19 protein-coding genes and 1 pseudogene are annotated in these 22,502 nt (G+C 44.5%); 8 read left to right on the top strand and 12 right to left on the bottom strand.

Going from position 1 to position 22,502, the window contains the following annotated elements:
• Positions 1-118: 118 nt before the first annotated feature.
• A pseudogene (locus AAFP14_RS25565) lies at positions 119-320 on the top strand (hypothetical protein); the annotation flags it as partial.
• 81 nt (positions 321-401) lie between these two features.
• Here AAFP14_RS25565 and AAFP14_RS25560 read toward each other — a convergent pair.
• The 3 genes from AAFP14_RS25560 to holA form a co-directional block, all read right to left on the bottom strand.
• The gene (locus tag AAFP14_RS25560) at positions 402-1,502 is read right to left on the bottom strand and encodes a hypothetical protein (protein ID WP_341734985.1); all 1,101 of its coding nucleotides are present in this window, start codon (positions 1,500-1,502) and stop codon (positions 402-404) included.
• A 270-nt stretch (positions 1,503-1,772) separates the two neighbouring features.
• Positions 1,773-1,976, bottom strand: a complete 204-nt coding sequence (locus AAFP14_RS25555) for a hypothetical protein (RefSeq protein ID WP_341734984.1) — start codon at positions 1,974-1,976, stop codon at positions 1,773-1,775.
• A gap of 580 nt (positions 1,977-2,556) precedes the next feature.
• Positions 2,557-3,534 (bottom strand): DNA polymerase III subunit delta, encoded by a 978-nt coding sequence (holA, locus tag AAFP14_RS25550; protein WP_341734983.1) that lies wholly within the window; start codon positions 3,532-3,534, stop codon positions 2,557-2,559.
• Positions 3,535-3,819: 285 nt separating this feature from the next.
• On the opposite strand from holA, the gene AAFP14_RS25545 reads away from it, so the two are divergent.
• Positions 3,820-4,605, top strand: coding sequence for a DUF1868 domain-containing protein (locus tag AAFP14_RS25545; protein WP_341734982.1), 786 nt, complete (start codon positions 3,820-3,822; stop codon positions 4,603-4,605).
• Positions 4,606-4,767: 162 nt separating this feature from the next.
• A complete protein-coding gene (cbiE, locus tag AAFP14_RS25540; RefSeq protein ID WP_341734981.1) occupies positions 4,768-6,084 on the top strand; it encodes a precorrin-6y C5,15-methyltransferase (decarboxylating) subunit CbiE in 1,317 nt (438 codons plus the stop codon).
• A 128-nt stretch (positions 6,085-6,212) separates the two neighbouring features.
• On the opposite strand, the gene AAFP14_RS25535 is transcribed toward cbiE, so the two are convergent.
• Positions 6,213-7,091, bottom strand: coding sequence for a CPBP family glutamic-type intramembrane protease (locus AAFP14_RS25535; RefSeq protein ID WP_341734980.1), 879 nt, complete (start codon positions 7,089-7,091; stop codon positions 6,213-6,215).
• Between the two features lie 140 nt (positions 7,092-7,231).
• Here AAFP14_RS25535 and AAFP14_RS25530 point away from each other — a divergent pair, with 140 nt between their 5' ends.
• Positions 7,232-8,728 (top strand): glycosyl hydrolase family 57, encoded by a 1,497-nt coding sequence (locus tag AAFP14_RS25530; RefSeq protein ID WP_341734986.1) that lies wholly within the window; start codon positions 7,232-7,234, stop codon positions 8,726-8,728.
• Between the two features lie 513 nt (positions 8,729-9,241).
• Complete coding sequence (locus tag AAFP14_RS25525; protein ID WP_341734979.1) at positions 9,242-9,847, top strand: hypothetical protein; 606 nt, start codon at positions 9,242-9,244, stop codon at positions 9,845-9,847.
• Between the two features lie 271 nt (positions 9,848-10,118).
• On the opposite strand, the gene AAFP14_RS25520 is transcribed toward AAFP14_RS25525, so the two are convergent.
• Together AAFP14_RS25520 and AAFP14_RS25515 are read right to left on the bottom strand one after the other, a co-directional pair.
• The gene (locus AAFP14_RS25520; protein ID WP_340525708.1) at positions 10,119-10,418 is read right to left on the bottom strand and encodes a hypothetical protein; all 300 of its coding nucleotides are present in this window, start codon (positions 10,416-10,418) and stop codon (positions 10,119-10,121) included.
• A 48-nt stretch (positions 10,419-10,466) separates the two neighbouring features.
• Positions 10,467-11,078: a DNA-3-methyladenine glycosylase gene (locus tag AAFP14_RS25515; protein ID WP_341734978.1), complete on the bottom strand. Its 612-nt coding sequence runs from the start codon at positions 11,076-11,078 to the stop codon at positions 10,467-10,469.
• Between the two features lie 20 nt (positions 11,079-11,098).
• Between AAFP14_RS25515 and AAFP14_RS25510 the strand changes: the two genes are divergently transcribed.
• Together AAFP14_RS25510 and rlmD are read left to right on the top strand one after the other, a co-directional pair.
• On the top strand, positions 11,099-11,221 hold the full coding sequence (locus AAFP14_RS25510; protein ID WP_096830678.1) for a hypothetical protein: 123 nt from the start codon (positions 11,099-11,101) through the stop codon (positions 11,219-11,221).
• A 377-nt stretch (positions 11,222-11,598) separates the two neighbouring features.
• A complete protein-coding gene (rlmD, locus tag AAFP14_RS25505) occupies positions 11,599-13,008 on the top strand; it encodes a 23S rRNA (uracil(1939)-C(5))-methyltransferase RlmD (protein WP_341734977.1) in 1,410 nt (469 codons plus the stop codon).
• Positions 13,009-13,126: 118 nt separating this feature from the next.
• Here the strand turns inward: rlmD and AAFP14_RS25500 are convergent, their stop codons facing one another.
• The 5 genes from AAFP14_RS25500 to miaB all read right to left on the bottom strand — a co-directional run bounded on the left by AAFP14_RS25500 (position 13,127) and on the right by miaB (position 19,702).
• Positions 13,127-13,999, bottom strand: a complete 873-nt coding sequence (locus AAFP14_RS25500) for an MBL fold metallo-hydrolase (protein WP_341734976.1) — start codon at positions 13,997-13,999, stop codon at positions 13,127-13,129.
• A gap of 128 nt (positions 14,000-14,127) precedes the next feature.
• Entirely contained in the window at positions 14,128-15,357 is a 1,230-nt protein-coding gene (locus tag AAFP14_RS25495; RefSeq protein WP_341734975.1) for an HhoA/HhoB/HtrA family serine endopeptidase, read from the bottom strand.
• 415 nt (positions 15,358-15,772) lie between these two features.
• Complete coding sequence (locus tag AAFP14_RS25490) at positions 15,773-16,855, bottom strand: AI-2E family transporter (protein WP_341734974.1); 1,083 nt, start codon at positions 16,853-16,855, stop codon at positions 15,773-15,775.
• Between the two features lie 284 nt (positions 16,856-17,139).
• Entirely contained in the window at positions 17,140-18,192 is a 1,053-nt protein-coding gene (locus tag AAFP14_RS25485) for a D-alanine--D-alanine ligase family protein (protein ID WP_341734973.1), read from the bottom strand.
• A gap of 160 nt (positions 18,193-18,352) precedes the next feature.
• Complete coding sequence (miaB, locus tag AAFP14_RS25480; RefSeq protein ID WP_341734972.1) at positions 18,353-19,702, bottom strand: tRNA (N6-isopentenyl adenosine(37)-C2)-methylthiotransferase MiaB; 1,350 nt, start codon at positions 19,700-19,702, stop codon at positions 18,353-18,355.
• Between the two features lie 201 nt (positions 19,703-19,903).
• On the opposite strand from miaB, the gene AAFP14_RS25475 reads away from it, so the two are divergent.
• Complete coding sequence (locus tag AAFP14_RS25475) at positions 19,904-20,776, top strand: Cfr10I/Bse634I family restriction endonuclease (protein WP_341734971.1); 873 nt, start codon at positions 19,904-19,906, stop codon at positions 20,774-20,776.
• On the opposite strand, the gene AAFP14_RS25470 is transcribed toward AAFP14_RS25475, so the two are convergent.
• Complete coding sequence (locus AAFP14_RS25470) at positions 20,777-21,997, bottom strand: DNA cytosine methyltransferase (RefSeq protein WP_341734970.1); 1,221 nt, start codon at positions 21,995-21,997, stop codon at positions 20,777-20,779. It lies immediately after the preceding gene.
• Positions 21,998-22,502: the final 505 nt, after the last annotated feature.

The raw sequence follows: 22,502 nt of genomic DNA, 5'->3' as shown, positions 1-22,502 counted from the left end.
GAGAACGTCAACGGTCGCTGGACTTCTATCTTATGGTTGAGCCTCATAACTTGTCGCCAGCGACCGTTGCCGTTCAAGAGTGCGGTGACGATCGCGATTTAATAGCTGTTTAGTCTAAACTCCAGTTTGTAAATGTGGTTGTGCGATGGATAGAGATGAAAACGCAGCTAGAAACATCCTAAGTCGAGGATTGGGTACGGTAGGGCATACCGGAACCCTTCGGCTACGCTCAGGGCATCGCTTTCGGACTAGAGCCGAGCAACGCTTTAGAAGAATTAACCTCTACTTTGGTTGGAGAAATCCAGTCGCAAGTAAGTTAGCTCGTAGAATAAAGAATCAAGAGTGCGTTCACGCGCCCTGAAGTGTCAAACATTGAGTATTCAACTCACCACTTAAAACTGCTAAGGCGCGGAGGCGGCCCTGCGGTTAGCAACTTCCAGATTTAATTTATATGCTGTAGCTTTTTGTTGAGCCTTTTGATAATTGGGGCTAGTTGTCGGCACAGCATTCATTAGATCGACAGCTTTCTGCCACTGGTTGGCTACGGCGATCCACTCAGTTTGAGACTGAGCGGTTTGCGCCAGAATTGCTGCACTCTGAGCCTGATTAACCGCTTCCCTCCAAGGGTCAGACTTGGGGGTACCAGAGGCTGCCTTGGGTGTACCAGAGGCTGCTGTGGGTGCAGGAGATGCCTTGGGAGTACCAGAGGCTGCTGTGGGTGCAGGAGATGGCTTGGGGGTACCAGAGGCTGCTGTGGGTGCAGGAGATGCTGCTAGCGGAGCTGGGCTTGCTGGCTTCGCAGCAGCATTGGGAACGGGTGTGGGGGATGGAGATGCTGGTTTCTCACCGTCAGAGGCGCTGGGAGAGGGTGAGGCTGGTTTGGGTGCACTAGAGGTAGCTGTTGGGGATGGCGAAGCAACTTCTGGGGAGGTGGGTTCTGAGGTAGAACCGCTCAAAAATGGTAGATTTCCTGTAAAGAACAGCCCAGCCAGGGCCATCACGGGTACTAATATCCCTACAGGTATTGCCCATTTGGGGAATTGCTTTTTGGGAGGGGGAGTTTCCTCTGCCTCGTCGTCTACCTCATCGTCTTCATCCTGCTCGAACTCTTCGTCTTGATAATAGTCTTCACTTTCGGGTTCGACATCATCCAAACCTACTGATTCGTGAGGCATAGAAGTCTCATCTTCATAAAGCATGGGAGATGCTGGTATTAGCTCTATTTCCTCTTGCCATGTCGGCGAGCTGTCACCGATTCGACGCCCGTAAACTTGTACTGTGTGAATAGATTCTAGTCCCAACTTCGTCATCCCCGTGCGGATGAAATCCACCAATACCATTTGATCCGGTACTTTGCCTGACTCCAGAGTTATGTGGAGGCAGCCGTTGTCCCGCGTCACTTCGGCGTTGATGCCTTTGGGTTTGAGTGTACGGTTGATGCTAGATGCAATGGCTTGTGGATCGCCCTGCTTGAGAAGTTCCCGCGGGTTCTGTTGTGTCATGGCTAGCGCTCTTTTGGGGGGCTTATAGCTGCATAATAAAAGCTATGCACATCTTTTTTACTTCAAATTGGTGCTACCGGACAATATTTATTTATGACATTATCTACTATACAAGACTTAGTTAAACTTATTTAAGGTTCACCATGGAACTACAAGGAATTTTTAGAATGTCACCAGTGACCCCAACTTAGCATAAAATGAGAACCTTGTCAACACTACCAGCATCAATAAGAGAGGACTAGGGATCGATCGCACATGATGAAAAATGAATCAGACTAAATCTATCCAAGTAATTACAGTTAGTTTAGTTGTGATAAATCTCCTAAACCAACCGACAATAGCAGTAATTACTATTGCGGAATTCAACAAAGGGGCTGGTGTATTATTAGTCAGGCTGACAGTAAAGCTAAATTTAGCAGTGACACCGGGCTTGTTTTCGTGAATAGATATTGCCACAATTTTTGGCCATTCCATTTTCAGTTGGAGACCATCTTGTTTAACGTTATTGCTCCGCTTAGATTTTCTAGATTCTATGTTTCTTACCTTTTCAAATTTGGAATTTTGATTGCCAACACCTTGTATACTCCCATAGGTTACTAGCACGGTCGCAGAAATTACTAAACCCAATAAAAACCGCAAAAAATACTTCATAATTTCCCCCTCTGGATTACCAGAAAATCAGCGGAAAAACCAGAACCACACCGCCGCACCAATTATCATCAGTCCAAATAACTTTCTACAACTCCCACTCGACTCTCCGGGATATTCAACCAAAGTATATTTGTAATATCCCAACACAAGTTCACAATCATTCTTCTACCATTTACATCGGTAAAAGGTTCCTATCGTTGACCGTTGTATCGGAATGATTAAACCACAGAGAACACAGAGGACACAGAGAAAGAGAAGAGAGAAATAATAATACTGTTTTTCGTGGAAAATATGCACTAAAATTATCATGAATATTTGGATGTGGATACAGGGTTTATACGGAGCTTTTTGGAATTCACTTTTTATCCGAAACTTAGGCTTATAACAATTAATTTTTTGCCCGTTAGCCAAACAAGCTGGAAATTTCTATAACTTTGGTTTGCAGGGTTGATTTTTCTTCTGCCCCTCGCTTTAAAGAGGCTTCCAACTCTAGCAATAAAGGTAAAGTTTTTTGTAGTTTTTCTAAGCTGGCGTTTTTGACTTCTTGGCGAAAGTAGTATATTCGTTTGGGATTGCCGAGGTCTAGAGCTTGAGCAATTCGATCGTCCCGATCGCCCGATGCAATCATGGCCTTGACCCAAAGCCAAAGGCGAAACTTACTGGTCAATCCCGCCACAATCCTTAATCCAGACTCGTTGCGCCCGGTTAAACCGGCCAATAAATCTAAAGCTTCCTCCGTATGTCCTTGGCGAATGGCATCCGCTAGCTGGAATGTATTTTGGGCGTGACAGTTGACCAATGCTGCCACTTCCTCCGGTGTCAGAGGTTGACTGCGGTTTCCAGCAAACAGTAGCAATTTTTCGAGTTCGCTGTAGAGCAATCGAGTATCGCTACCGATGGATTCGGCCAAAAATTCGATCGCCGTGGGCGTCAACTTTACCCCCATTTCGGCGGCGACTTGACGCACCCGCTGAGCTAATTCTTTGTCATTCCAAGGCGGAATCGGCGAAAACTCCCGCACTTGGGCGAACTCTTTGAGTAACTTGGTAGACTTGAGGCGACTGTCGGGTTTTTTTGCCGATGTCAACAGCAGCACGGTTGAGTCGGGAATAACTGGCAGAGTCCGTTCCAATTGGGCTAAAAGTTCTGGAGAACATTGTTGGGTGACAGTGGTATTGGCCAGCCAGACAAAACGGCTACCTGTACCAAAGGGAGGTGTCAAAGCTCGATCGAGTCCTTCAACGACAGCCTCGGCGCGATCGGCCATAATCTTGTCATAGTTAAAACTAGCCCAGTTGGGATCGACGGCACTTTGGCGTAAACTGGTCACAGCTTGCCCCATCGCAAACTCGTCTTCTCCCCAAAAAAGGTAAATTTGCATTTCTAGCACAAAGCCACCGAATAATGGTGTATTATACTTAGTTTATTGCGAATAGTTAAAGATTCTATATGTTGAGCGTACCGGACTGGCTAGTGTTGAAAAGTGCGAACGAAAGCATTTCTAACTGTACTAAAAGTAAGCGTAATTGCCATGACGCAAGTCAGTGGTTTTGAACGTATAGGGGTAGTTAGACAATGCCTTTAAGAATTGCAATTTAGTAGTTCCTGAAGAATCCCCGCGCGTTCACGCCGGATAGTGTCAATAATTAGCACGAGGAAATAGAGATTGGACGATACTTATCAAGCTTATGTAAATAGGGTAGCGCGACTGACGCTGCTGGACTCCTACAAGTCCCAAGTAGAGCACATCCAGGAATCTCCCAAGTTTAAATTGGACGAAACTGGTGTGAAAGTTGCAGTGCCTTTTCCCGGCTATTCGGTGATTACGCCACCGGCCGGGGAAGATGGAGAAAATGCAGCACTCTATGAGAACTTGCACTCTTGTCAACAACGGCTATTGCAGGAACTTCATCCGGGTTCCTTGATCCCACTACCTCCCGATAGCTTCCATTTAACGGTGGCAGATTTGATTTGGAGCAGTGCTTTTCAAGATGCCTCCGATAAAAATCCTGAATTTGAGGCGCAACTACGATCGCGCATGGCCGATGGTTTTGCCACCTCAAAACCAGTCCAGGCTGGCGGTACTCCCATTCGCTGGATAGTGCTGGGTTTTATGGTGATGACGAGAGCTGTAGGTGTGTGTATGGCACCGACGGACGAAAACTCTTACAAGCAAATTCTAGAGTTGCGTCGATCGATCTATCAAAATCCCGATTTAATTGGTTTGGGAATTGAACAGCAATATCACTTTACAGCACACATTACTCTAGGTTATTTCGGGAACACCGGGCCCAACCTAGACCGCGATCGCCTCTGTGCTTTGCTGTCGGAGTTAAACGATCGATGGCTGGATACGCCGCAAGAACTCTCCGTACACCGAGCCGAACTGCGGAAGTTTGACGACATGAACCGCTATTATCGGGAACCAGACTGGCCTGTTTTTGAATTTTAACCAACGGGGAAGGAAGGGAGAGGGTTGATTTTCCCCCTCTCCCATTCTCCCCATTGCCCCTGAAATGGTTTAATTATTTTGGCTTGGTAACAGATTCAAATACAAAAATATAATTAATCAGGAAAAATTAGCTAGTCTAGTTTTTTTATTTTTGCTGAAAAAGTGACAGTACACGTAGTTGGTATCGGTTTAGATGGAGCTGCTGGGCTGAGTGCATCGGCACGGCAGGTTATAGAAATGGCCGCTCTGGTAGTAGGGAGCGATCGCCATTTAAGTTATTTTTCCCAAGAATCCTGCGAGCGCTGGGTGTTACAAGATTTAAACACCATAATTCTCGAAATTCGGCGCTGGCTGGCATTAAATGGGAATTTAGAGCCAGATGGAGAGACTTTTTCACCCCCATCCACCACTTCGGAGCAACACATTGTAATTTTGGTGGCGGGCGACCCCCTGTTTTACGGCTGGGGAAAGTTGTTAATTGCTCAATTACCAGCAGCAAAATTGATTTTTCACCCCCACGTCAGTTGCGTGCAGTTGGCTTTTAATCGCTTGAAAATTCCTTGGCAAGATGCACACTTTGTGGGTTCCCAGGGACTTTATTTTGAGGAATTGACGGCAAAACTTAAACTCGGTGTCGAGAAGATTGCGGCGCTAGTAGATGAAATTCACACTCCGGCTGCACTAGCAAATTTAGTGCAAGCTCTAGATTTGCCTACACGCTACGAATTTTGGGTTTGTGAAAATTTGGGGTCTGCGGACGAGCGGGTGGGGCCGAGACCTCTGTCAGCTTTGCTGGAAGAGTCTTTTGCACCGCTGAGTGTGGTGGTGATGCTGCGGGAACCGCCGATGGAGGCGGCATCTTTGGATTTGGAAAAGTTGCCTTTGTTGGGTATACCGGATGGGGCTTTTATTGGTTGTGGCGATCGCCCTGGTTTGACGGTGGAACGGGAAGTGCGGGTGTTAGTATTAGCGCAATTGGCTTTGCAACGAGAACAGGTGGTTTGGGATGTCGGTGCTGGGAATGGCGCTGTGTCCATCGAAATTGCTCGCTTATTCCCCCAGTCTCAGGTTTATGCGATCGAACAAACAGTTTCTGGTACCTCTGCGATCGAATTCAACTGCACCCGTTTTCGACTGCAAAATCTGCTCTCGATTCACGGCACCGCCCCGGAAATCTTGCACCGCTTACGTCCTCCGCACCGAATTTTTATTGGCTGTAGTGGCCCAGCATTGACTAAAATTTTGGGTGTTTGCGCCCTGCGCCTGCTCCCTGGGGGTTGCATCGTGCTAGTTTTGGATGTTTTGGAAGATATTGCTACTGTGTTGAGTTGGATGGGCGATCGAGTGCGTCGGGAACCCCACTGGAATTATCGCATTGTACAAGTGCAGCTATCCCGTTCTTTGCAGGGAGTGAATTTGACTCGTTTCGATTCCTTGCGGCCAGTTTCGATAGTTACCATCGATCGCCTTTTAGATTAATCTGGAATGATTTAACCGCAGATTTCAGCAGATTTACAAAAACCCAGTTTCTCCCTCTTCTCTTCCTCTGTGTTCTCTGCGCCCTCTGTGGTTAAATCATTCCGATACAACCAAATTTGCCATAAATCCTAGATGATTCCCTTTGGAATAACAAAGAGTAGGGCTGCTGTTCCTATTAATAACAGAATTCCAGTGACACCAGCCAAGGGTTTTTCGGCTATTCCTGTAATCCATTCAGGAACCCTTTGGCTAGGCTTAATTAGTTGAGCTGTATCGACCATGGTTATCCCCCAAATCCAGCCTGCATGGAGTCCGATCGCCATACCTAAACTACCATTATCTACGGCGCGAGCTAGGGTTAAAACCATCCCCATCAGCCACAACCCAGGAAGTTGAGGTATGGTTTCTTTAGGAGCCCAGATCAGGTGGGCGATCGCGAAAATGAAACTGGCGATCGCTGCTGCTATGATTATTGAGTAATCTTGTTGCAGTAAATTTGGCAAACAGCCGCGAAAGATTAACTCTTCTGTCGCACTAATCCACAGTGCTAACAACAAAATCATGAGAGTAGAAGGATTGAGGATAGAAGCCCAAGGATTAAGGATTTTTTTGCTGGTTTTGCTTTCAACTTCGCTACTTTTTAGTTCGAGCCAACCCCAGGTTAATTGTAACCCAAATAAAATAGCTAAGCTGATTACCCCTAATCCTAATCCTAGCATTGCAGAGATTAAGGTTGTGGGTTGCCAAAACAAACCCCAGTCGGCAAAGGACACGCTTTCTATCCAGGTTGTCGCCCATAAAATGAAGGGGACTAGGAGGTAGAGGGAAGCTACTAATGGTAGTTTTTTGTTTCCCAAGGGTTGGGGTGGTTGCCATTTTAGGGCGATCGCGACCATAATGGCGATCGGCAACCATAGACAAGTCCAAGTCAAGAAAAAAACCATTACTTTCACAAGTGCTGGTATGGAGGGCGACAGCAGTCGCAGGTTAGTTAGACTGTTCCACATTTAAGCATTTTTGCGATCGGTTAAAAACAGAATAAAATCAAGGATAAATGCTTTGGCAGGCAGATTCTGCTACCCTTAAATTTTACCGCTATTTTAGCAATAGCAGACACTACCGCTCCACAAATATTGAGGAAAGTTTTATGCCTGCGATCGCACAATCTCCGAATTTACCAATTTTAGAAGAAATCAAATCAGGATTACCCAGTATTTGCGGCCATGAAGCAGAAATTAGTGCCGCAGTCAATAGCAACGAACCAGTCTTTCTACCTACCACAAATCTGCGCCTCGAAAACATTCAAGCCGGATTCGCCTGCGCCCTGCATATGCACCAACCCACAATTCCAGCCGGTGCAAACGGCGAACTAATCTGCAATCTTCAGCATATGTTTGAACATCCCAACCAAGGAGACAATCACAACGCCGGAGTCTTTGCTTGGTGCTATTCCCGCATGGGCGAATTCATTCCCCAACTGATTGCTGAAGGTTGCAACCCGCGCATTATGCTTGACTATTCGGGCAATTTACTGTGGGGATTGCGCCAAATGGGACGTGACGATATTTTTGATAATCTCAAGCGAATTACCTGCGATCCACAATATCAACCTCACGTAGAATGGCTGGGGACAATGTGGAGTCATGCCGTTATTCCTTCGACTCCCATTCCCGACATCAAACTCCACATTCAAGCATGGCAACATCATTTTGCTGCCATTTTTGGCATAGATGCCCTGAAGCGCGTCAAAGGTTTTTCGCCCCCAGAAATGCACTTTCCCAATCATCCTGACACGCTTTATGAATACATCAAAGCTTTGAAAGAATGCGGCTACCGCTGGCTGATGGTGCAGGAACATTCTGTCGAAAACATTGATGGTTCGGGATTGTCCCAAGACCAAAAATACATTCCCAACCGTTTGATGGCGCGCAATTCTCACGGCGAAACCATCAGTATCACGGCTTTGATTAAAACCCAAGGTTCTGATACAAAATTGGTCGGTCAAATGCAGCCTTATTACGAAGCAAAAGGACGGAATAAACAGCAAATTGGCAATATTACAATTCCTTCTTTAGTCACTCAGATTGCTGATGGCGAAAATGGCGGCGTGATGATGAATGAATTCCCCAGTGCTTTTATGAAAGCTTGGCACGAAAACCGGGAACAAGGTGGCGGAAAATCTGGTGTTGTCGGTTTAAATGGTACTGAATATCTGGAACTCATTGAAGCGGCGGGGGTTAATCCTGATGATTATCCTGTTTGTCAGGGGGTTAACCAGCACAAAATCTGGCAATTAGTCGATGCTGATAGTGCGACACCGGAAAAAGTGGAAAGTGCGATCGCGCAAATCAAGCAAACAGACCATAATTTTCACATGGATGGTGCTTCTTGGACAAATGATTTGAGTTGGGTGAAAGGCTATGAAAATGTCTTGGAACCGATGAATCAACTCAGCGCAGCATTTCACCAAAAGTACGACCCCCTGGTGCAGGAAGATGCGGCAGTTACTAAGCAGTTTGAATATCAACAAGCTTTGCTTTACAACTTGTTGGTGCAAACAAGTTGTTTCCGCTATTGGGGACAGGGAACTTGGACTGATTATGCGCGGGAACTTTACAACCGCGGCGCTGCTTTAATGAAGTAGGAAAAGTTGGTAATTGCGGTGTGGGGAAAAATCCGGTTTCTTTGGTCTGTGTGCGATAAGTAAGGGGTGCATCTCATTTTGCAAATATATTCGTATTGGCTATAGCATGACCGCAGTAACTCTCTGGTTTTCACTAATAAATTGTCTGCGGTCATGCTTCGCCCTTGCCTGTAATTAAAAGATTCAAAAACCGGAAAAACCAAGAATAGTCAAGTCAGGGTTTAGGTAGTTGTCTGTCTGTCAACTCATTTTTCCCACAGAAAATAGTATGCTTTTAAAATTTTTATATACAAAACTCAAAATTTATCTGAAATCTTCATTCTGGCGTAGCTAATATTACTATGTAAAATTTAATTTCGTTCTCTGGATGTCACTAAAGTCAGTAAAATTTCGGATTGTGGTGAGCTTTTATGTTGTGATAAAATTCGGAAATAATTTTAGCAAACAAGTTTTAAATCAGCTCCGGCGCTACTGCCACACTCTTAGGATAAAGCAATAAGGAGGACAGACATCATGACCATAGAAGAATCAAGTGATAACAATGTCGTTGAAGTTGATGGCGTCCGGTTTGAAACTTTAGTCCCAGAGCGAGAGCTAACAATCTCAAATATCAAGGGTCTTAAAAACTCCGTACAGTTTGGGATTCGCATTACCAACAATTCCTCAATATCCTATCGGTTTATTTGTTTCCATTTGTCTCCAGAACTAAAACGAGCAGATGGGGAATCAATCCAACGAAGCTATGCTAGGAATGCAACCAAAACACCGACAGAATCAGACTTTTTATTACTTCTCCCACAAGAAACTTTGACGTTTTTTATAAATGCCAAGTTCTGTTGGCGTGGCTTCCAGCTTGGACTTACAGGCTATGACGGTAGTGGTGGAGTTTGGACTTTGTGCAATTTGAAACCAGGTATATATAGTGTTCGATTTACTTATAAGAACCACTCTCAAACAGGAAAAATTGATGGAGGTATGACACCCTGGAGATTTTTAGAACCTCTGTGGACAGGCGTGGTTTCTACGTCTTATGAAGAATTTCGTATATTGCTTATCTCATTTTTATTTTTACTTGGTTCGACTGCGCTCAATATGCACATATTGCCTGGTGGACGATGAGTCTCGCCGCAGTTAAATCCGCTTGTTTTATATCAATTCAGGTACAACCGGAATGACTGTTGACTATTAAGAGGGCGGGCACGGGGGCACCGCCCCTACTGACTGTTGACGGGCGGGTCAAAAAACTGAATGGTTGAGTGTTAACTGTTGACTCGATTTTATTATTCCGATGCAACCGGAAACGATATTACTCGCTTTTTTCGTTTCCGGGCTGAGTCTGGGCAATTACTAATTACCCATTAGCAATTACCCATTCCCCATTCCCCAATTCTTACATTTCTTGCATTAACCGCAAATAGTTTTGCCGCATCTGCGTCATATTTTCCATCATTTTATTAGCCATATCTTTCTCAACATCGCTCATTTGTTGCCAAAATAAAGCCGATCGCCTAGCTATAATCGCCTCTTGCCATAACATCTCCAAAAGTTGCGCCGCCATTGGGTTTTCAGCATCGATAATCCCACATAATTGCTCGAAGGCTCGGTTCGCTTCGGCGTGACTGCTAACATCCTGGGCTAGGGTTAGGCATTTCTTGAGTTGTACGATCGGATTTTCAGAAGAGTAAGCCATAATTTGATTCAGATAAGTGACAAAATTTACACTGACATTTTGAGATTACTAGAATTTAGACACAGCCGGATAGTTCCCTATATACCAACGCCAAGGTAAATCAATTCCTTGAGAAATCCCAATGCGGGAAGTTTGCACGATATTAATCGTACCTGACTCGATCGCCTGCTGAAATTCCTCACTCCGGTGTTCTAGCCGCAGCGCTTCCCCCGTACCCAAAGCTAAACCATTCCAAGTTCGATCGATCTCAAGTACCTTACACAGTTTGCCAGGCCCAGAGGCGAGGCGCGATCGCACCTTTTCGGGGAGATGGGAGAATCTTTGGGGAACTGCATCTAGCTGTAAAGCTCTAATTAACACAGCGCTAGCAACTCCGTCTGCATCCGTTACGACATTCAAGCAATGATACATCCCATAAATTAGGTAAACATAAATCCTCCCCGCAGGGCCGAACATCGCCTCGTTGCGAGGAGTTCGGCGCGTGTAAGCGTGACAAGCGGGATCGAATGGCCCATAGGCTTCGGTTTCCACAATCATGGCCCGAATCGTCTCCCCGTCAGGAAACTTTCGCACCAGACTACAGCCAAGTAAATCTGGCGCTACCCTAGTAGATGGCCGCGCTAGCCAAAAAGACTCTACAATTTGAGTATTTCCACTCACTGAACCAAAGAAGGTAAATTATGGACGTTAAGTTAGTTTTAGCAGTCTTGACAGCCGTTTTCACCGTGTGCTGTTTATTCTTCGGCACAAAAAACGGCTTCTACGACAGCGACAAGTATCATGGTAACGGTTCTGCTCACTAATTTGAGGGGACTATTATAGTCTGTCGCTCTCTCATAGGAGGTAGGAGCGAGAATAGGTAATTGGTAATTGGTAATAGGTAATTGGTAATTGGTAATTGGTAATTAGTAATGCCCTAGGCCCTATACCCTATACCCCATGCCCCATGCCCCATTACCTATTACGCTATATTAGTTTCTTAAAAAAAAGCGCAACCTGACTGAAAGGTTGCGCTTTAATTATGGGAGATATTTATTATCAATTACCAATTACCAATTACCAATTACCTATTACCTATTACCTATTACCTATTACTCAAAATTTTTTTTTGCCTAAGTCCTATTTTGATGGGATAATAGATTTAAAATGCTTCTACCTTAAAGCATTCAGAACAATATTAATGAACCAATCTAAATTCCCCATACCCAAATCGAAATCGGTAAACCCTTGCCAGCAAGGTCAACTGATTGAAATAGAGATTACTGACTTGGCAGATACCGGCGACGGAGTTGGCCGTTTTGGTCAGCTTGTGGTGTTTGTGGCTGACACTGTTCCGGGCGATCGAGTTCTCGTCCGCCTCCTGCAAGTCAAATCCACCTATGCTACAGGTAAGTTGGACACGCTTCTGGAAGCATCGGAACACCGCATCCGACCCAACTGTATTGTCGCAGACAAGTGCGGCGGCTGTCAGTGGCAGCACGTAGATTATGATTATCAGCTTACAGCTAAACAAAATCAAGTCATTCAAGCTTTAGAACGCATTGGCGGCTTTAGCGATTTGCGAGTAGATGAAATTTTAGCCGGAAAAATAGATAATTTTCCTCAATTTTTGGGATACCGCAACAAAGCAACCTATCCTTTAGGCATATCTGTCACAGGTCAAGTTCAAGCGGGTTACTATCAAAAAAGCACTCACAAATTAGTTAATTTGAATCAGTGTCCAGTCCAAGACCCCAGACTTAATCCTTTATTAAAAGAGGTGAAAGAAGACATACACTGGCGGGATTGGCCTGTGTATGATGAAAAGCAGCATACAGGAGAATTGCGTCACTTATCTTTGCGAATTGGACGACGCACCGGGGAGATGTTACTAACTTTAATCGTTCGGACAGGAGATTTGCCCGGATTGGAAGCCCAAGCCTCTGATTGGTTGAAGCGCTATCCTGAACTGACTGGTGTTTGTTTGAATATCAATTCTGCCAAAACTAATGTGATTTTTGGTGCGGAAACTCGCTGTATTGCCGGTCGTGCTTATCTGCGAGAAGAGTTTGCTGGTTTGGAGTTTCAGTTAAGGGCGGATACTTTTTTTCAGGTGAATACAGAGGCGGCTGAGGGTTTGTTGCAGGCGATTGTAGCGGAATTGAATTTGCAGGGAAATGAGGTTTTGGTGGATGCTTATTGCGGGATTGGCACTTTTACCTTGCCGCTGGCGAAACAAGTGCAAAAAGCTGTAGGTTTGGAAGTGCAAGCTGAGGCGATCGCCCAAGCGGATTTAAATGCTGAATTAAATGGCTTGACAAATGTGACATTTAAGGTGGGAACTGTGGAAAAGTTACTGCCACAGTTGGATGTTGTGCCGGATATTGTGTTGTTAGATCCGCCGCGTAAGGGGTGCGATCGCTCGGTTTTAGAAACTATTAAGCAAATTAAACCGAGTCGGATTGTTTATATTAGCTGCAAGCCCGCTACTTTGGCTCGCGACTTGAAAATTTTGTGTGAAAATGGGGATTATAAATTGGTGCGGGTGCAGCCTGCGGATTTCTTTCCTCAGACTTCTCATGTGGAGTGTGCGGCTTTTTTAGTAGCTTAAGTCCCTTAATTGGGGCGGGTTTATTTATCCTGTAAAACCCGCCCCCATAACATGAATGGGGGCAAAAAAATCCAGTTTAGGCGATCGGGTAAAATCATCAATGACAAAACTGCTCCCATTAAGCATCGACCATCCAAGCAATACACTGCTGCATTTGCTCTCGCATAGTTTCCACCTGAGCATGATACCTGCGACCGTGCCCCGGCAACACCCACTCAAAGTCATAATTAGCCAAATTCTGCATCGATTTGATTTGTGCCTCCCAAGAATACCAACAGACTTGGCGAAACCCAATCAAATGCTGCAAACTTTCCGACCAAGCGAGATGATCGCCACTAAACAAAAACTTGTTATTGTAAAGTAAAACCGTGTGACCTTTCGTGTGACCAGGTACTGCAATAATCAACAAATCATCTGCTATTTGATGCGGTTCGTTCCCAGACAATTGAATTTCTACACTGCGAGTGCCCGCATTAACTTCGTCACTATGCAAAATGCGATCGCAGTCAAAATGGTCTCGGTATTGTTGATGATCTGCCACATCATCCCGGTGAGTCAAATACAGATAGCGAATCCCCCCCATTGCTTCGATATTTTTAACTAGCGGCGGCACAAAACGAGGAGAATCGACCAAAATATTGCCCTCTGGGCGCACAATTAAATAGCTAGCTGCACCGTAGGATTTCTCGGAATGGTAGCCACAGTGGTAGATATTTTCTGCTACGAGTGATGGCAAATGTTGCTGAACTTCCTTGATATTTTTTGGTTTGTCAACAGTGCCGATCGAACTTGTGGGACAAGACAAAAGAGCTGCGAGCGATCGCCTTTCTTCAGTCTCGTTAATTGGCTGATGGTAAACCGCTGATTGTTCTCCCACTTCCACAAATACTTCCGGGGCCATCCACCGACAAGTATCGCAGCTAATGCAGGTACTATCTACATAAAAATTACCACTAATATTTTCAGGACGCCGCCGATTAATCTGAGCCATGTTTCTACCTCTTAATAACAAATATAAATACTTGTCAATTATACCAATAGGACTTACCCACGGGTGAAACGATTAGAACCCCGACTTCTTGAAGAAGTTGGGGTTCTGGGTGTCCTATTTTTTAGATGCTACTGCTGCTTCTGATTCGCTGGAAAAGCACCAGATTTAACAGCCACAGTCAAAGTTTGTCCGCCACGACTTAACTCAAGCTGCATATCGCTACCAACCTTACTTTTCTCCACAATTTGCTGTACGCTACCAGCATCGCTGACTTCTTGGCCATTAATTTTTTTGATCACATCAGCAACGCGAATACCAGCTTTTGCCGCCGGAGAATTTTTCACAATTCCCAAAACTAACACACCTTGATCTTCAGTCAGCCTCAATTTAGTGTTGGGATTTTTATTAAATTCTGCCTTGACTTCGGGAGTAATACTCAACATCCGAACGCCCAGATAAGGATGTTCGACTTTACCTGTTGTTGCTAACTCCTCGGCAATTTGTTGCGCTCGATCGATCGGAATAGCAAAACCCAATCCCTGAGCACCTTGAATAATCGCCGTATTCATGCCAATAACTTGACCCCGTTGGTTCAGCAATGGGCCACCGGAATTACCAGGATTAATCGCAGCATCAGTTTGAATAAAGCTGACGCGCTTGTCGGGAACACCCACATCCGAGCTAGAGCGACCTGTAGCGCTAATAATCCCCACAGTTACAGTATTGTCCAAACCGAGGGGATTGCCGATCGCGATCGCCCATTCTCCCGGCTGCAACTCTTCCGATTTACCCAAACTAACCACAGGCAAATTGTTAGCTTCAATTTTAACAACAGCCACATCTGTCACTGTATCTATACCTAAAACTTTGCCGACAAATTCCCTACCATCTTTCAGTTTTACCGTCACCGTATCGGCACCATCAACAACGTGAGCGTTAGTCAAAATGCGACCATCGGAACCAAAAACAAAACCCGAACCCGAACCCCGTTCGACCCGATTTTCCGGCGCAATCGGAGATTCTGAGCCAAAGAAACGACGGAAAAATGGATCTTCTAAAACATCAGGTTGTTGGCTCTTCACTGTGCGAGAGGAATTAATCCTTACCACTGCCGGGCCGACTTGCTGCACTACTTTTGTCACAAAATTAGAGTCTTGAGAGGGCAGTATATTCACAGGAACTGCTGCTATTGGCGCTGGACTTGAGGTTTCAGCTTTGATAGCATTAGAACTCCCAGGAGCTTGGGCAGTGAGGGCATTGCACCCAACAGTGGCGCTGGAACCGAGCAAAATCAAGGATAAAAAAGCCAATTTTTTCGGTAAAGACAAACGGCGATGATGCTGAGTTTGATTAGGCATATTTTGGGTTTCCGTAATATTGATTTGATTCGAGTCAGAGCGGTAATTATAATTAGGGTTTTTCATTGGTAGTACCTACTAAATTAAGTTATGGCAGAAGCAAGATAATCAATGGTTAGACCCAGGAAAAAATTCGGGAGACATCGATAAGGTTGCTATCAAACGAAAGAAGCTTTAACTTAAATTGAAGCATTTCTTACCTCTGTTTGTTTGGGGGATTTACCCTACACCTTGGGGTAGAAACCGTGCTAGGTATGGTCAACTTTGGTTTCCACCGGTGGCGGAGATTTGGAGCCGAACTCAGGCAGCACTGGCTAATTGCCTGATGCTTCAACAATCAAAACTACGGCCCCTGACGTGGAGATTCCGCATTCGCCAGGAATTTTTCACACTTTTGACAACGAAATTAGCCAGTTTATCGATCGGCAGACTCAACAAAAACTCCAGAATTACTTTCTTTAGAGAGGTTTCTGGAATGTTCCACAGCATCAACAGCATTCTTAATAAAACCAGCCATCGGCACAGCCACCAACAAACCAACTACTCCACCCACCTTAATTCCCACCAGCAGCGAAACTAAAATCCAGACGGGATTGAGACCAATAAAACTGCCCATCAGCCTAGGGGCTACTGCATTTTCAATTAATTGATCGATGACTGTAGCCACCGCCAAAACTGTCACTCCCAGCCAAAAGTTATTAAGTGTGATTAGCAAACTAACCATGCAAATACTAAAAGGTGCTCCAAAGGGAATTAGAGTCATTACACCCACGCCCAAACCAAACAATAGCCCGAAGGGAACTCGCAAAATTAAAAAAGCAACCGTCATGGAAAGTCCCATTAAACTTGCTAAAGTTGCCTGTCCAACGAAGTAGTTATGAAAGCTTCGCGGTAGCAATTCTCGCAATTGGAGACTCAGCTTGGAGGGCAACCATTTAAACAAACCTTCCCAAACTTTATCGCCATGCAACAGCAAGTAAAATGTCAGAACTATTGTGAGGAGAAAGTTCAATAGACTGTCTGCCGCCCCTAAGCCAAATTTCAGAATTTCCCCAGTTAGAGACTGCAATTGAGCCGAAAGTCGATCGCTCAATTGAGTAGTCAAACCACTAACATCTATGCGTAAATTCCGATTTTCTGCCCACTTGTGGAAGGCTTCAATCTGTTCGGTACCAGAAACGATCCAAGTCGGCAGTCTGGTTGCAAGTTCGGTGAGTTGAGTTAGTAGAATCGGAGCGAGAGTCAGGCCTAAAACCACCAGTACGAATAAAGTAACAAATAATACTGACAAAACTGCCCGATCGCGCTTCATGCCATAGCTAGACAGAAACCGGACTGGGTAATCTAGCAAAAAAGACAGCACTGTAGCGATGACTAAAACAGTAATCAGGGCGCGAAAATATTCAAAGACTAGGAGGGCTAACCAGCAGTTGAGTATTGCTAGGGGAAATAACAATCCATAAATCCACCACTGCGGTAATTTAGTGAAAGGTCTCATTTAAGTTAACGGATTTAAAACCTGAGATTCTAGAGTTAAGTTGAACCCTAATGTTTGTCCCTCTCCTTTACTCATCTTATTTTGCATTTATTTATACCTACCTAATGGAAACTCCCCAGTTGTTGAGCTGGCAGCGAAAATTTGGTTTTATCCCAAAAACTGCTCGCTCTACAATCTTATCTCGTTTCCGCAGGCAAGGATATATAACCTGCGGAATAATTTATTTTTTATTCTTGGTAGTTCGCCGTTTAAGGTTCGCGATTCAAGATTTCTCCCCGTGGCCCTCAGAGAGCTAATTGAATCAAACGGTCTACTAATTCCGAGAAAGAAATACCGGAAGCTTCCCAAAGTTGAGGATACATACTGGTAGCAGTGAATCCCGGAAATGTGTTGATTTCATTAATCAAAACTTCTCCTGTAGATTCCACGTAAAAAAAGTCTACTCTACCTAGACCAGCGCCGTCTATGGCTAAAAATGCTTGCACTGCCATTTCTTGAATTTGTGAGATAATGGCACTGCTTACTTTTGCCGGAATTGACAAATCTGCTTGCCCTTGGGTATACTTAGTTTCATAGTCGTAGAAATCGCTATTAAAACTAATTTCTCCCACTGTTGAAGCTTGAGGATTCTCGTTACCCAAAACAGCACACTCTAATTCTCTAGCAACTACACCAGCTTCGACAATTATCCGGCGATCGTAACTAGCAGCACTGTCGAGGGCTGCTTCTAATTCAGGGCGCGATCGCACTTTAGAAATTCCCACCGACGAACCCAAATTAGCAGGTTTCACAAAGCAAGGATAGCCCAAAGTTTCCTCAATATTGTCGCACAGTTTCGGGAAAACACAAGGATTAGACCAGATTTCCGAACGATTAACCGCGATGTATTTTACCTGCGGCAAACCTGCATGACCAAAGGCTATTTTCATCGCAATTTTATCCATTCCCATCGCCGAAGCTAAAACCCCGGAACCCACAAACGGAATTTGCATTAACTTCAGCAACCCTTGCACCGTACCGTCTTCGCCGTTAGGTCCGTGCAGAACTGGGAAGCAAACATCTATCTCATTAAAACTAGGAAATTGGCGAGATAAAACAGACTCATTTTCTGTTCCTGGAGGCTCTATTTCCAGAGGTTTTCCTGCTGCTAAAACTTCTTGAGGTATGGTTCCCGACAACCAGCGGCCATCTTTTTGGATATAGAATGGCTGCACTTCGTATTTGGTGGCGTTTTCGTCGGAAGCAAGAGCTCGCGCGATCGCCCTTGCGGAACTAATAGAGACTTCATGTTCCCCCGATCGCCCACCGAATAACAGCCCGACCCGTATTTTTGTCATTTTTTCCCTACTCCTAGCACTTCTTGACAAATATACACGGAGAGAGCGCAACTAACGCACAGACAAACCGCTTTAAGACTACATATCCCCTCCGTTCCACTCCTCCTCTGTGTCCTCTGCGCTCTCTGTGGTAAAAAAAAATACATCTTCTTAGAAGAATTCACCCATTTTCCACCATTTCCCCAGTCAAGCTAAAAGCGCGAATATCAGTAATCTTAACCCGCACTATTTTACCCGCTAATTCACCAATATCGCCCTTAAAAAAAGTCAGACGATTGCCGCGAGTCCGCCCCATCACCTGACTGGGTACTTTGACATTTTGGACTTCAACTAATACCTCTTCAACACGCCCGAAATAGCGTTGCGATCGCTCCATAGCCGTTGTGGACACCACATGATTAATCCGTTGTAGGCGATCGGCCTTCACCTCCTCACTCAACTGACTTTCCCACAAAGCAGCCGGTGTCCCTGGGCGAGGCGAATAAGCCGCCGTATTCACCAAATCGAAACCAACATCTTCAATCAACTTCAAAGTCTTCTCAAACTGCGCTTCCGTCTCCCCAGGAAAGCCCACAATCGCATCCGCAGTAATCGAAGCATCCGGCATATAACGCCGAATGGTATCAATAATGCGCAAATATTTCTCCTGAGTATAGCCCCGCGACATCGCCTTCAAAATATCATTATCCCCAGACTGAAACGGAATATGAAAATGTTCGCAAACCTGGGGCAATTCCGCACAAGCCTTAATTAATCTTTCCGTAAAATAGCGCGGGTGGCTAGTAGCAAATCGCAGGCGATCGACTCCAGGAACATCCTGCACAAAATAAAGCAAATCCGTCAAAGTATGCTGATGACTACCATCCAGTTTCGTCCCCGGCAAATCTCTACCATAAGCATCAATATTTTGCCCCAATAAAGTTACTTCCTTGTAACCTTGACGGCCCAACTCTTCCATTTCTGCCCGGATAGCCTCCGGCATTCGCGACTGTTCAACCCCGCGCACATTCGGCACAACACAATAAGTGCAGCGTTCGTTACACCCATAAATTACATTCACCCAAGCCGTCACCTGACTATCGCGACGAGGCTTAGTAATATCCTCCATAATCTCAACAGCTTCCGTCGCCACAACCTGATTTCCCTCGAACACTTGTTCAAGTAAATCTTCAAGGCGATTCGCGTGTTGTGGCCCCATTACCAAGTCTAATTCCGGCACACGTCGCAGTAGCGCTTCACCTTCCTGTTGGGCTACACATCCTGCTACAATTAAAGTTAAACTCGGTTCCTGGCGTTTGCGGTGAGCCTGTCTTCCGAGATTAGAATAAACTCTTTGTTCCGCATTGTCGCGAATCGTGCAAGTATTGTAAAGAATCAAGCTAGCTTCGTTCGGGTCTTCCGAGAACTCAAAGCCCATATTTTCCAGAATGCCAGCCATCCGTTCGGAGTCGGCTTTATTCATCTGGCATCCGAAAGTGGTAATGTGATAGCGGCGGGGTTTAACAGTCATGGACAGTAAAGATAATTTTTCAGTGCAGGCTGGTTTGCCGTTGTGGTAAACTTTTCAACAGCAGAGATATTCTCAACCCGTTTTTACATTATACGATCGTTCTTGCTTAAGAAACTGCTGCATTTTTGAGTACGGGGAGATACATTGGTTGTTTTCCTAACACCTGGGTAACAACTTGCATTTTATAGCAGGGAACAAAAAATGGTTAATTATACTGAATGGTTCACGGAAGGCACCAATCGTAAAATTCAGATTAATAGTACAGCAATATACAGGCATTTGTCTTTAGAAGTAGTGGAGAGGTTAGATAGTAATTTATCGGTTAAGGAAATTATTGGCTGGATTGGAACTCAGACACGAGAAGCCTTTAACAGTATCTATGGAAAAAATCCTGAAGGGGGTGCTCTTAACAACGCTACGGGAAGATGGAATGAATTTATAGCAACTAGCTTGTTGTCAGAAATTGTATTGGAAATAAATCAAGATAATGATGCTTGTAGCGCGGTATTTTCTTTGCCAAACTCACAGTCACAAAAAGAAGGAGCTGAGGAAGCTTCTTCAAAATTTATAAGTTTATTCAAAAGTAGTGAGTTTGCATCTGGACAACCTCTAGCTAAACTTGCTCCTTTTAAAGACTATATTTTTATGCCAAGTCCTGATTATATTATCGTTGTACTTGGTAATAGTGATGTTGCAACATCTATTAACCATTTGTTAAAACAACAAGTAAAAAATCCAGATAGTTTGGCCTTGTACAACTTTTTAAAAGGAAAATTACAATTAGAACAAGTAAAAGCGGCAGCATCTCTTAAAACTTCAAACCGTTCGGATCGCCGATATCAACCTTTATTCGAGGCGGCGATGATTAAAGCAATGGGGTATCTATTGCATCAAAATTGGCAATATTATATGGTTGCCAGTGAGTTAACCCCTGCGGATACGACTATATTTACAACAGCAGTTGCTCCTCATAGTATAGCAATCGAGCAAAACTTCAAACTTGTAGATGGTACATACCTGTACACCAGAAAAACCGATTTAATACCTTTAGTTAAATCTGCTATTAAACAATAGCTAAGTGTAAGTTTTCTCAAGAAACTTCAAAGGTAACTCTAACTGTTTATTGATGGGTAGCGACAGCTCAGAATGCCATTCTGTTGTTTCTAAAAATTTAATAATTGTTTGAGCAATACCTTTCGATGCTAAGTAAGGAACCCCATTTCCCACCGTTTTAAACATATTGCTTAATGTCATATTTTCTGGCAGCGCAAATTCTTTTGGCAGTGACTGAACGGCCAGTGTTTCTGCAACAGAAAGCCTGCGAACTTTGTAAGGGTGCAAGTGAACTTCGTTATTGCCGTAACAAGCAGTCGGGGAATAACGCCACCTGTGCAAACGCTTGTAAGATTTTTTAGAATCATCTCCCTCATCAACAGCAGCAAACCTTTTAATCCCCGCTCTTGGTTGAAAATAATGTTCCGCATTAGGATGGTTTGCAACATCATTTTTTTGGAACCAAAACTGTACTGTTAACTCTTTGGGAATGCCATCAGGGCAAGGCAATAAACCATCGCAGGCAAACGCATCAGTATCGGGCCAAGGATTAGAAAAAACTTCTGACTTGGGATATAAAATCTCACTTGACCAAGGAAATATACCTTCAGGTAACATTTCGCTGTTTTCATCTAAAGAAATGCCCATATCTTTGACAACATTTTTTCGGAAACCGATTAAGATAATCCTGTCTCTATCTTGTGGCACACCGTATTCTATCGCATTAATTAAACGTTCCACAAATACGTATCCAGACTCAGCCAACTGGTTTTTGAGTGCGTCATAAAAAATTTTATGTTGTTTGGTTCTCCATAAACCTTTGACGTTTTCAAACAAAAAGAAATCCGGCTGCTGTTGGCAAATCAATTCAATGTAGGAAGCTGAAAGTTTGCCTTTATCTCCTTCCCCACCTCGGTTTTTGCCACCAATAGAAAAGTCAGGACAAGGCGGACCCGCAATAAATCCAATAATATCGTGTTTCTTGCGAGCATCTTGCATCAATTCCCGCAAATGAAGTGCTGGTTTTCCCTCTATAAGTCGAGTCATATCTGCTTCCTCTCCTTCGCAGTGTCCGTATTCGGGCTGTGGCAAATTTAGACACTGCCGAGAGTGACGGTATGCTTGGATGAATGGCGGGAAAATTTCGCTGACGTATGCTATGTTAAAGCCGATCGACTCAAAACCCAAATCGAGGAAGCCTGAACCTGAAAAGAAAGAAAATATACAAGGAAAACGTTGCATTAAATAATACCAGCAATTTTGATTTCAAAACCAGCTACAGCCAGTTTGTAGCACATTAGATGTAGAACTTGCACTCTGGCGATCGAGATCGCACCTCAACTCTAATATTCCATACATATAGTCACCACACCTGATGCCCGATGCCCAGTCCCCGCACCCCGCAAGGGGGGATGGGGCAACTCCCCCATCCCCCAGGGCTGTTTCATTCTCACCAAAAAAAGGGTTTTGTAGGGGTAGCGCCAAGAGTGCCTACCCCTGCCACCAACGATCCAATGCGCGTTTGGGGCTGACCGGGCCGGCACTCTTGGCACGGCCCCTACAGAGAATGAAACCGCCCTGCCCCATCCCCGCCTACTATATATAAGCCCAACTTATAATTGTCATCAGTTTAACTGTCGTTACACCCCTTTACAAATCTTAGTGATAGCCGTAATAATAGAGACATCATCCGAACATTGACAACCAAATACAGCAATCATAAAACCATGACAACGACCTTACAACA

Origin of the sequence: Microcoleus sp. EPA2, assembly GCA_020882975.1 — a bacterium.
Lineage (GTDB): Bacteria > Cyanobacteriota > Cyanobacteriia > Cyanobacteriales > Microcoleaceae > Microcoleus.
Note: the sequence above shows the minus strand (reverse complement) of the source record. Positions and strands in the feature narration are given on the sequence as shown.

What these genes read in the sequence shown, in the direction of transcription:
- AAFP14_RS25560 (WP_341734985.1), bottom strand. Translation starts at nt 1,502, where the DNA reads ATGACACAACAGAACCCGCGGGAACTTCTCAAGCAGGGCGATCCACAA.
- AAFP14_RS25555 (WP_341734984.1), bottom strand. Translation starts at nt 1,976, where the DNA reads ATGGAATGGCCAAAAATTGTGGCAATATCTATTCACGAAAACAAGCCC.
- holA (WP_341734983.1), bottom strand. Translation starts at nt 3,534, where the DNA reads ATGCAAATTTACCTTTTTTGGGGAGAAGACGAGTTTGCGATGGGGCAA.
- AAFP14_RS25535 (WP_341734980.1), bottom strand. Translation starts at nt 7,091, where the DNA reads ATGTGGAACAGTCTAACTAACCTGCGACTGCTGTCGCCCTCCATACCA.
- AAFP14_RS25530 (WP_341734986.1), top strand. Translation starts at nt 7,232, where the DNA reads ATGCCTGCGATCGCACAATCTCCGAATTTACCAATTTTAGAAGAAATC.
- AAFP14_RS25525 (WP_341734979.1), top strand. Translation starts at nt 9,242, where the DNA reads ATGACCATAGAAGAATCAAGTGATAACAATGTCGTTGAAGTTGATGGC.
- AAFP14_RS25520 (WP_340525708.1), bottom strand. Translation starts at nt 10,418, where the DNA reads ATGGCTTACTCTTCTGAAAATCCGATCGTACAACTCAAGAAATGCCTA.
- AAFP14_RS25510 (WP_096830678.1), top strand. Translation starts at nt 11,099, where the DNA reads ATGGACGTTAAGTTAGTTTTAGCAGTCTTGACAGCCGTTTTCACCGTG.
- rlmD (WP_341734977.1), top strand. Translation starts at nt 11,599, where the DNA reads ATGAACCAATCTAAATTCCCCATACCCAAATCGAAATCGGTAAACCCT.
- AAFP14_RS25500 (WP_341734976.1), bottom strand. Translation starts at nt 13,999, where the DNA reads ATGGCTCAGATTAATCGGCGGCGTCCTGAAAATATTAGTGGTAATTTT.
- AAFP14_RS25495 (WP_341734975.1), bottom strand. Translation starts at nt 15,357, where the DNA reads ATGCCTAATCAAACTCAGCATCATCGCCGTTTGTCTTTACCGAAAAAA.
- AAFP14_RS25490 (WP_341734974.1), bottom strand. Translation starts at nt 16,855, where the DNA reads ATGAGACCTTTCACTAAATTACCGCAGTGGTGGATTTATGGATTGTTA.
- AAFP14_RS25485 (WP_341734973.1), bottom strand. Translation starts at nt 18,192, where the DNA reads ATGACAAAAATACGGGTCGGGCTGTTATTCGGTGGGCGATCGGGGGAA.
- miaB (WP_341734972.1), bottom strand. Translation starts at nt 19,702, where the DNA reads ATGACTGTTAAACCCCGCCGCTATCACATTACCACTTTCGGATGCCAG.
- AAFP14_RS25475 (WP_341734971.1), top strand. Translation starts at nt 19,904, where the DNA reads ATGGTTAATTATACTGAATGGTTCACGGAAGGCACCAATCGTAAAATT.
- AAFP14_RS25470 (WP_341734970.1), bottom strand. Translation starts at nt 21,997, where the DNA reads ATGCAACGTTTTCCTTGTATATTTTCTTTCTTTTCAGGTTCAGGCTTC.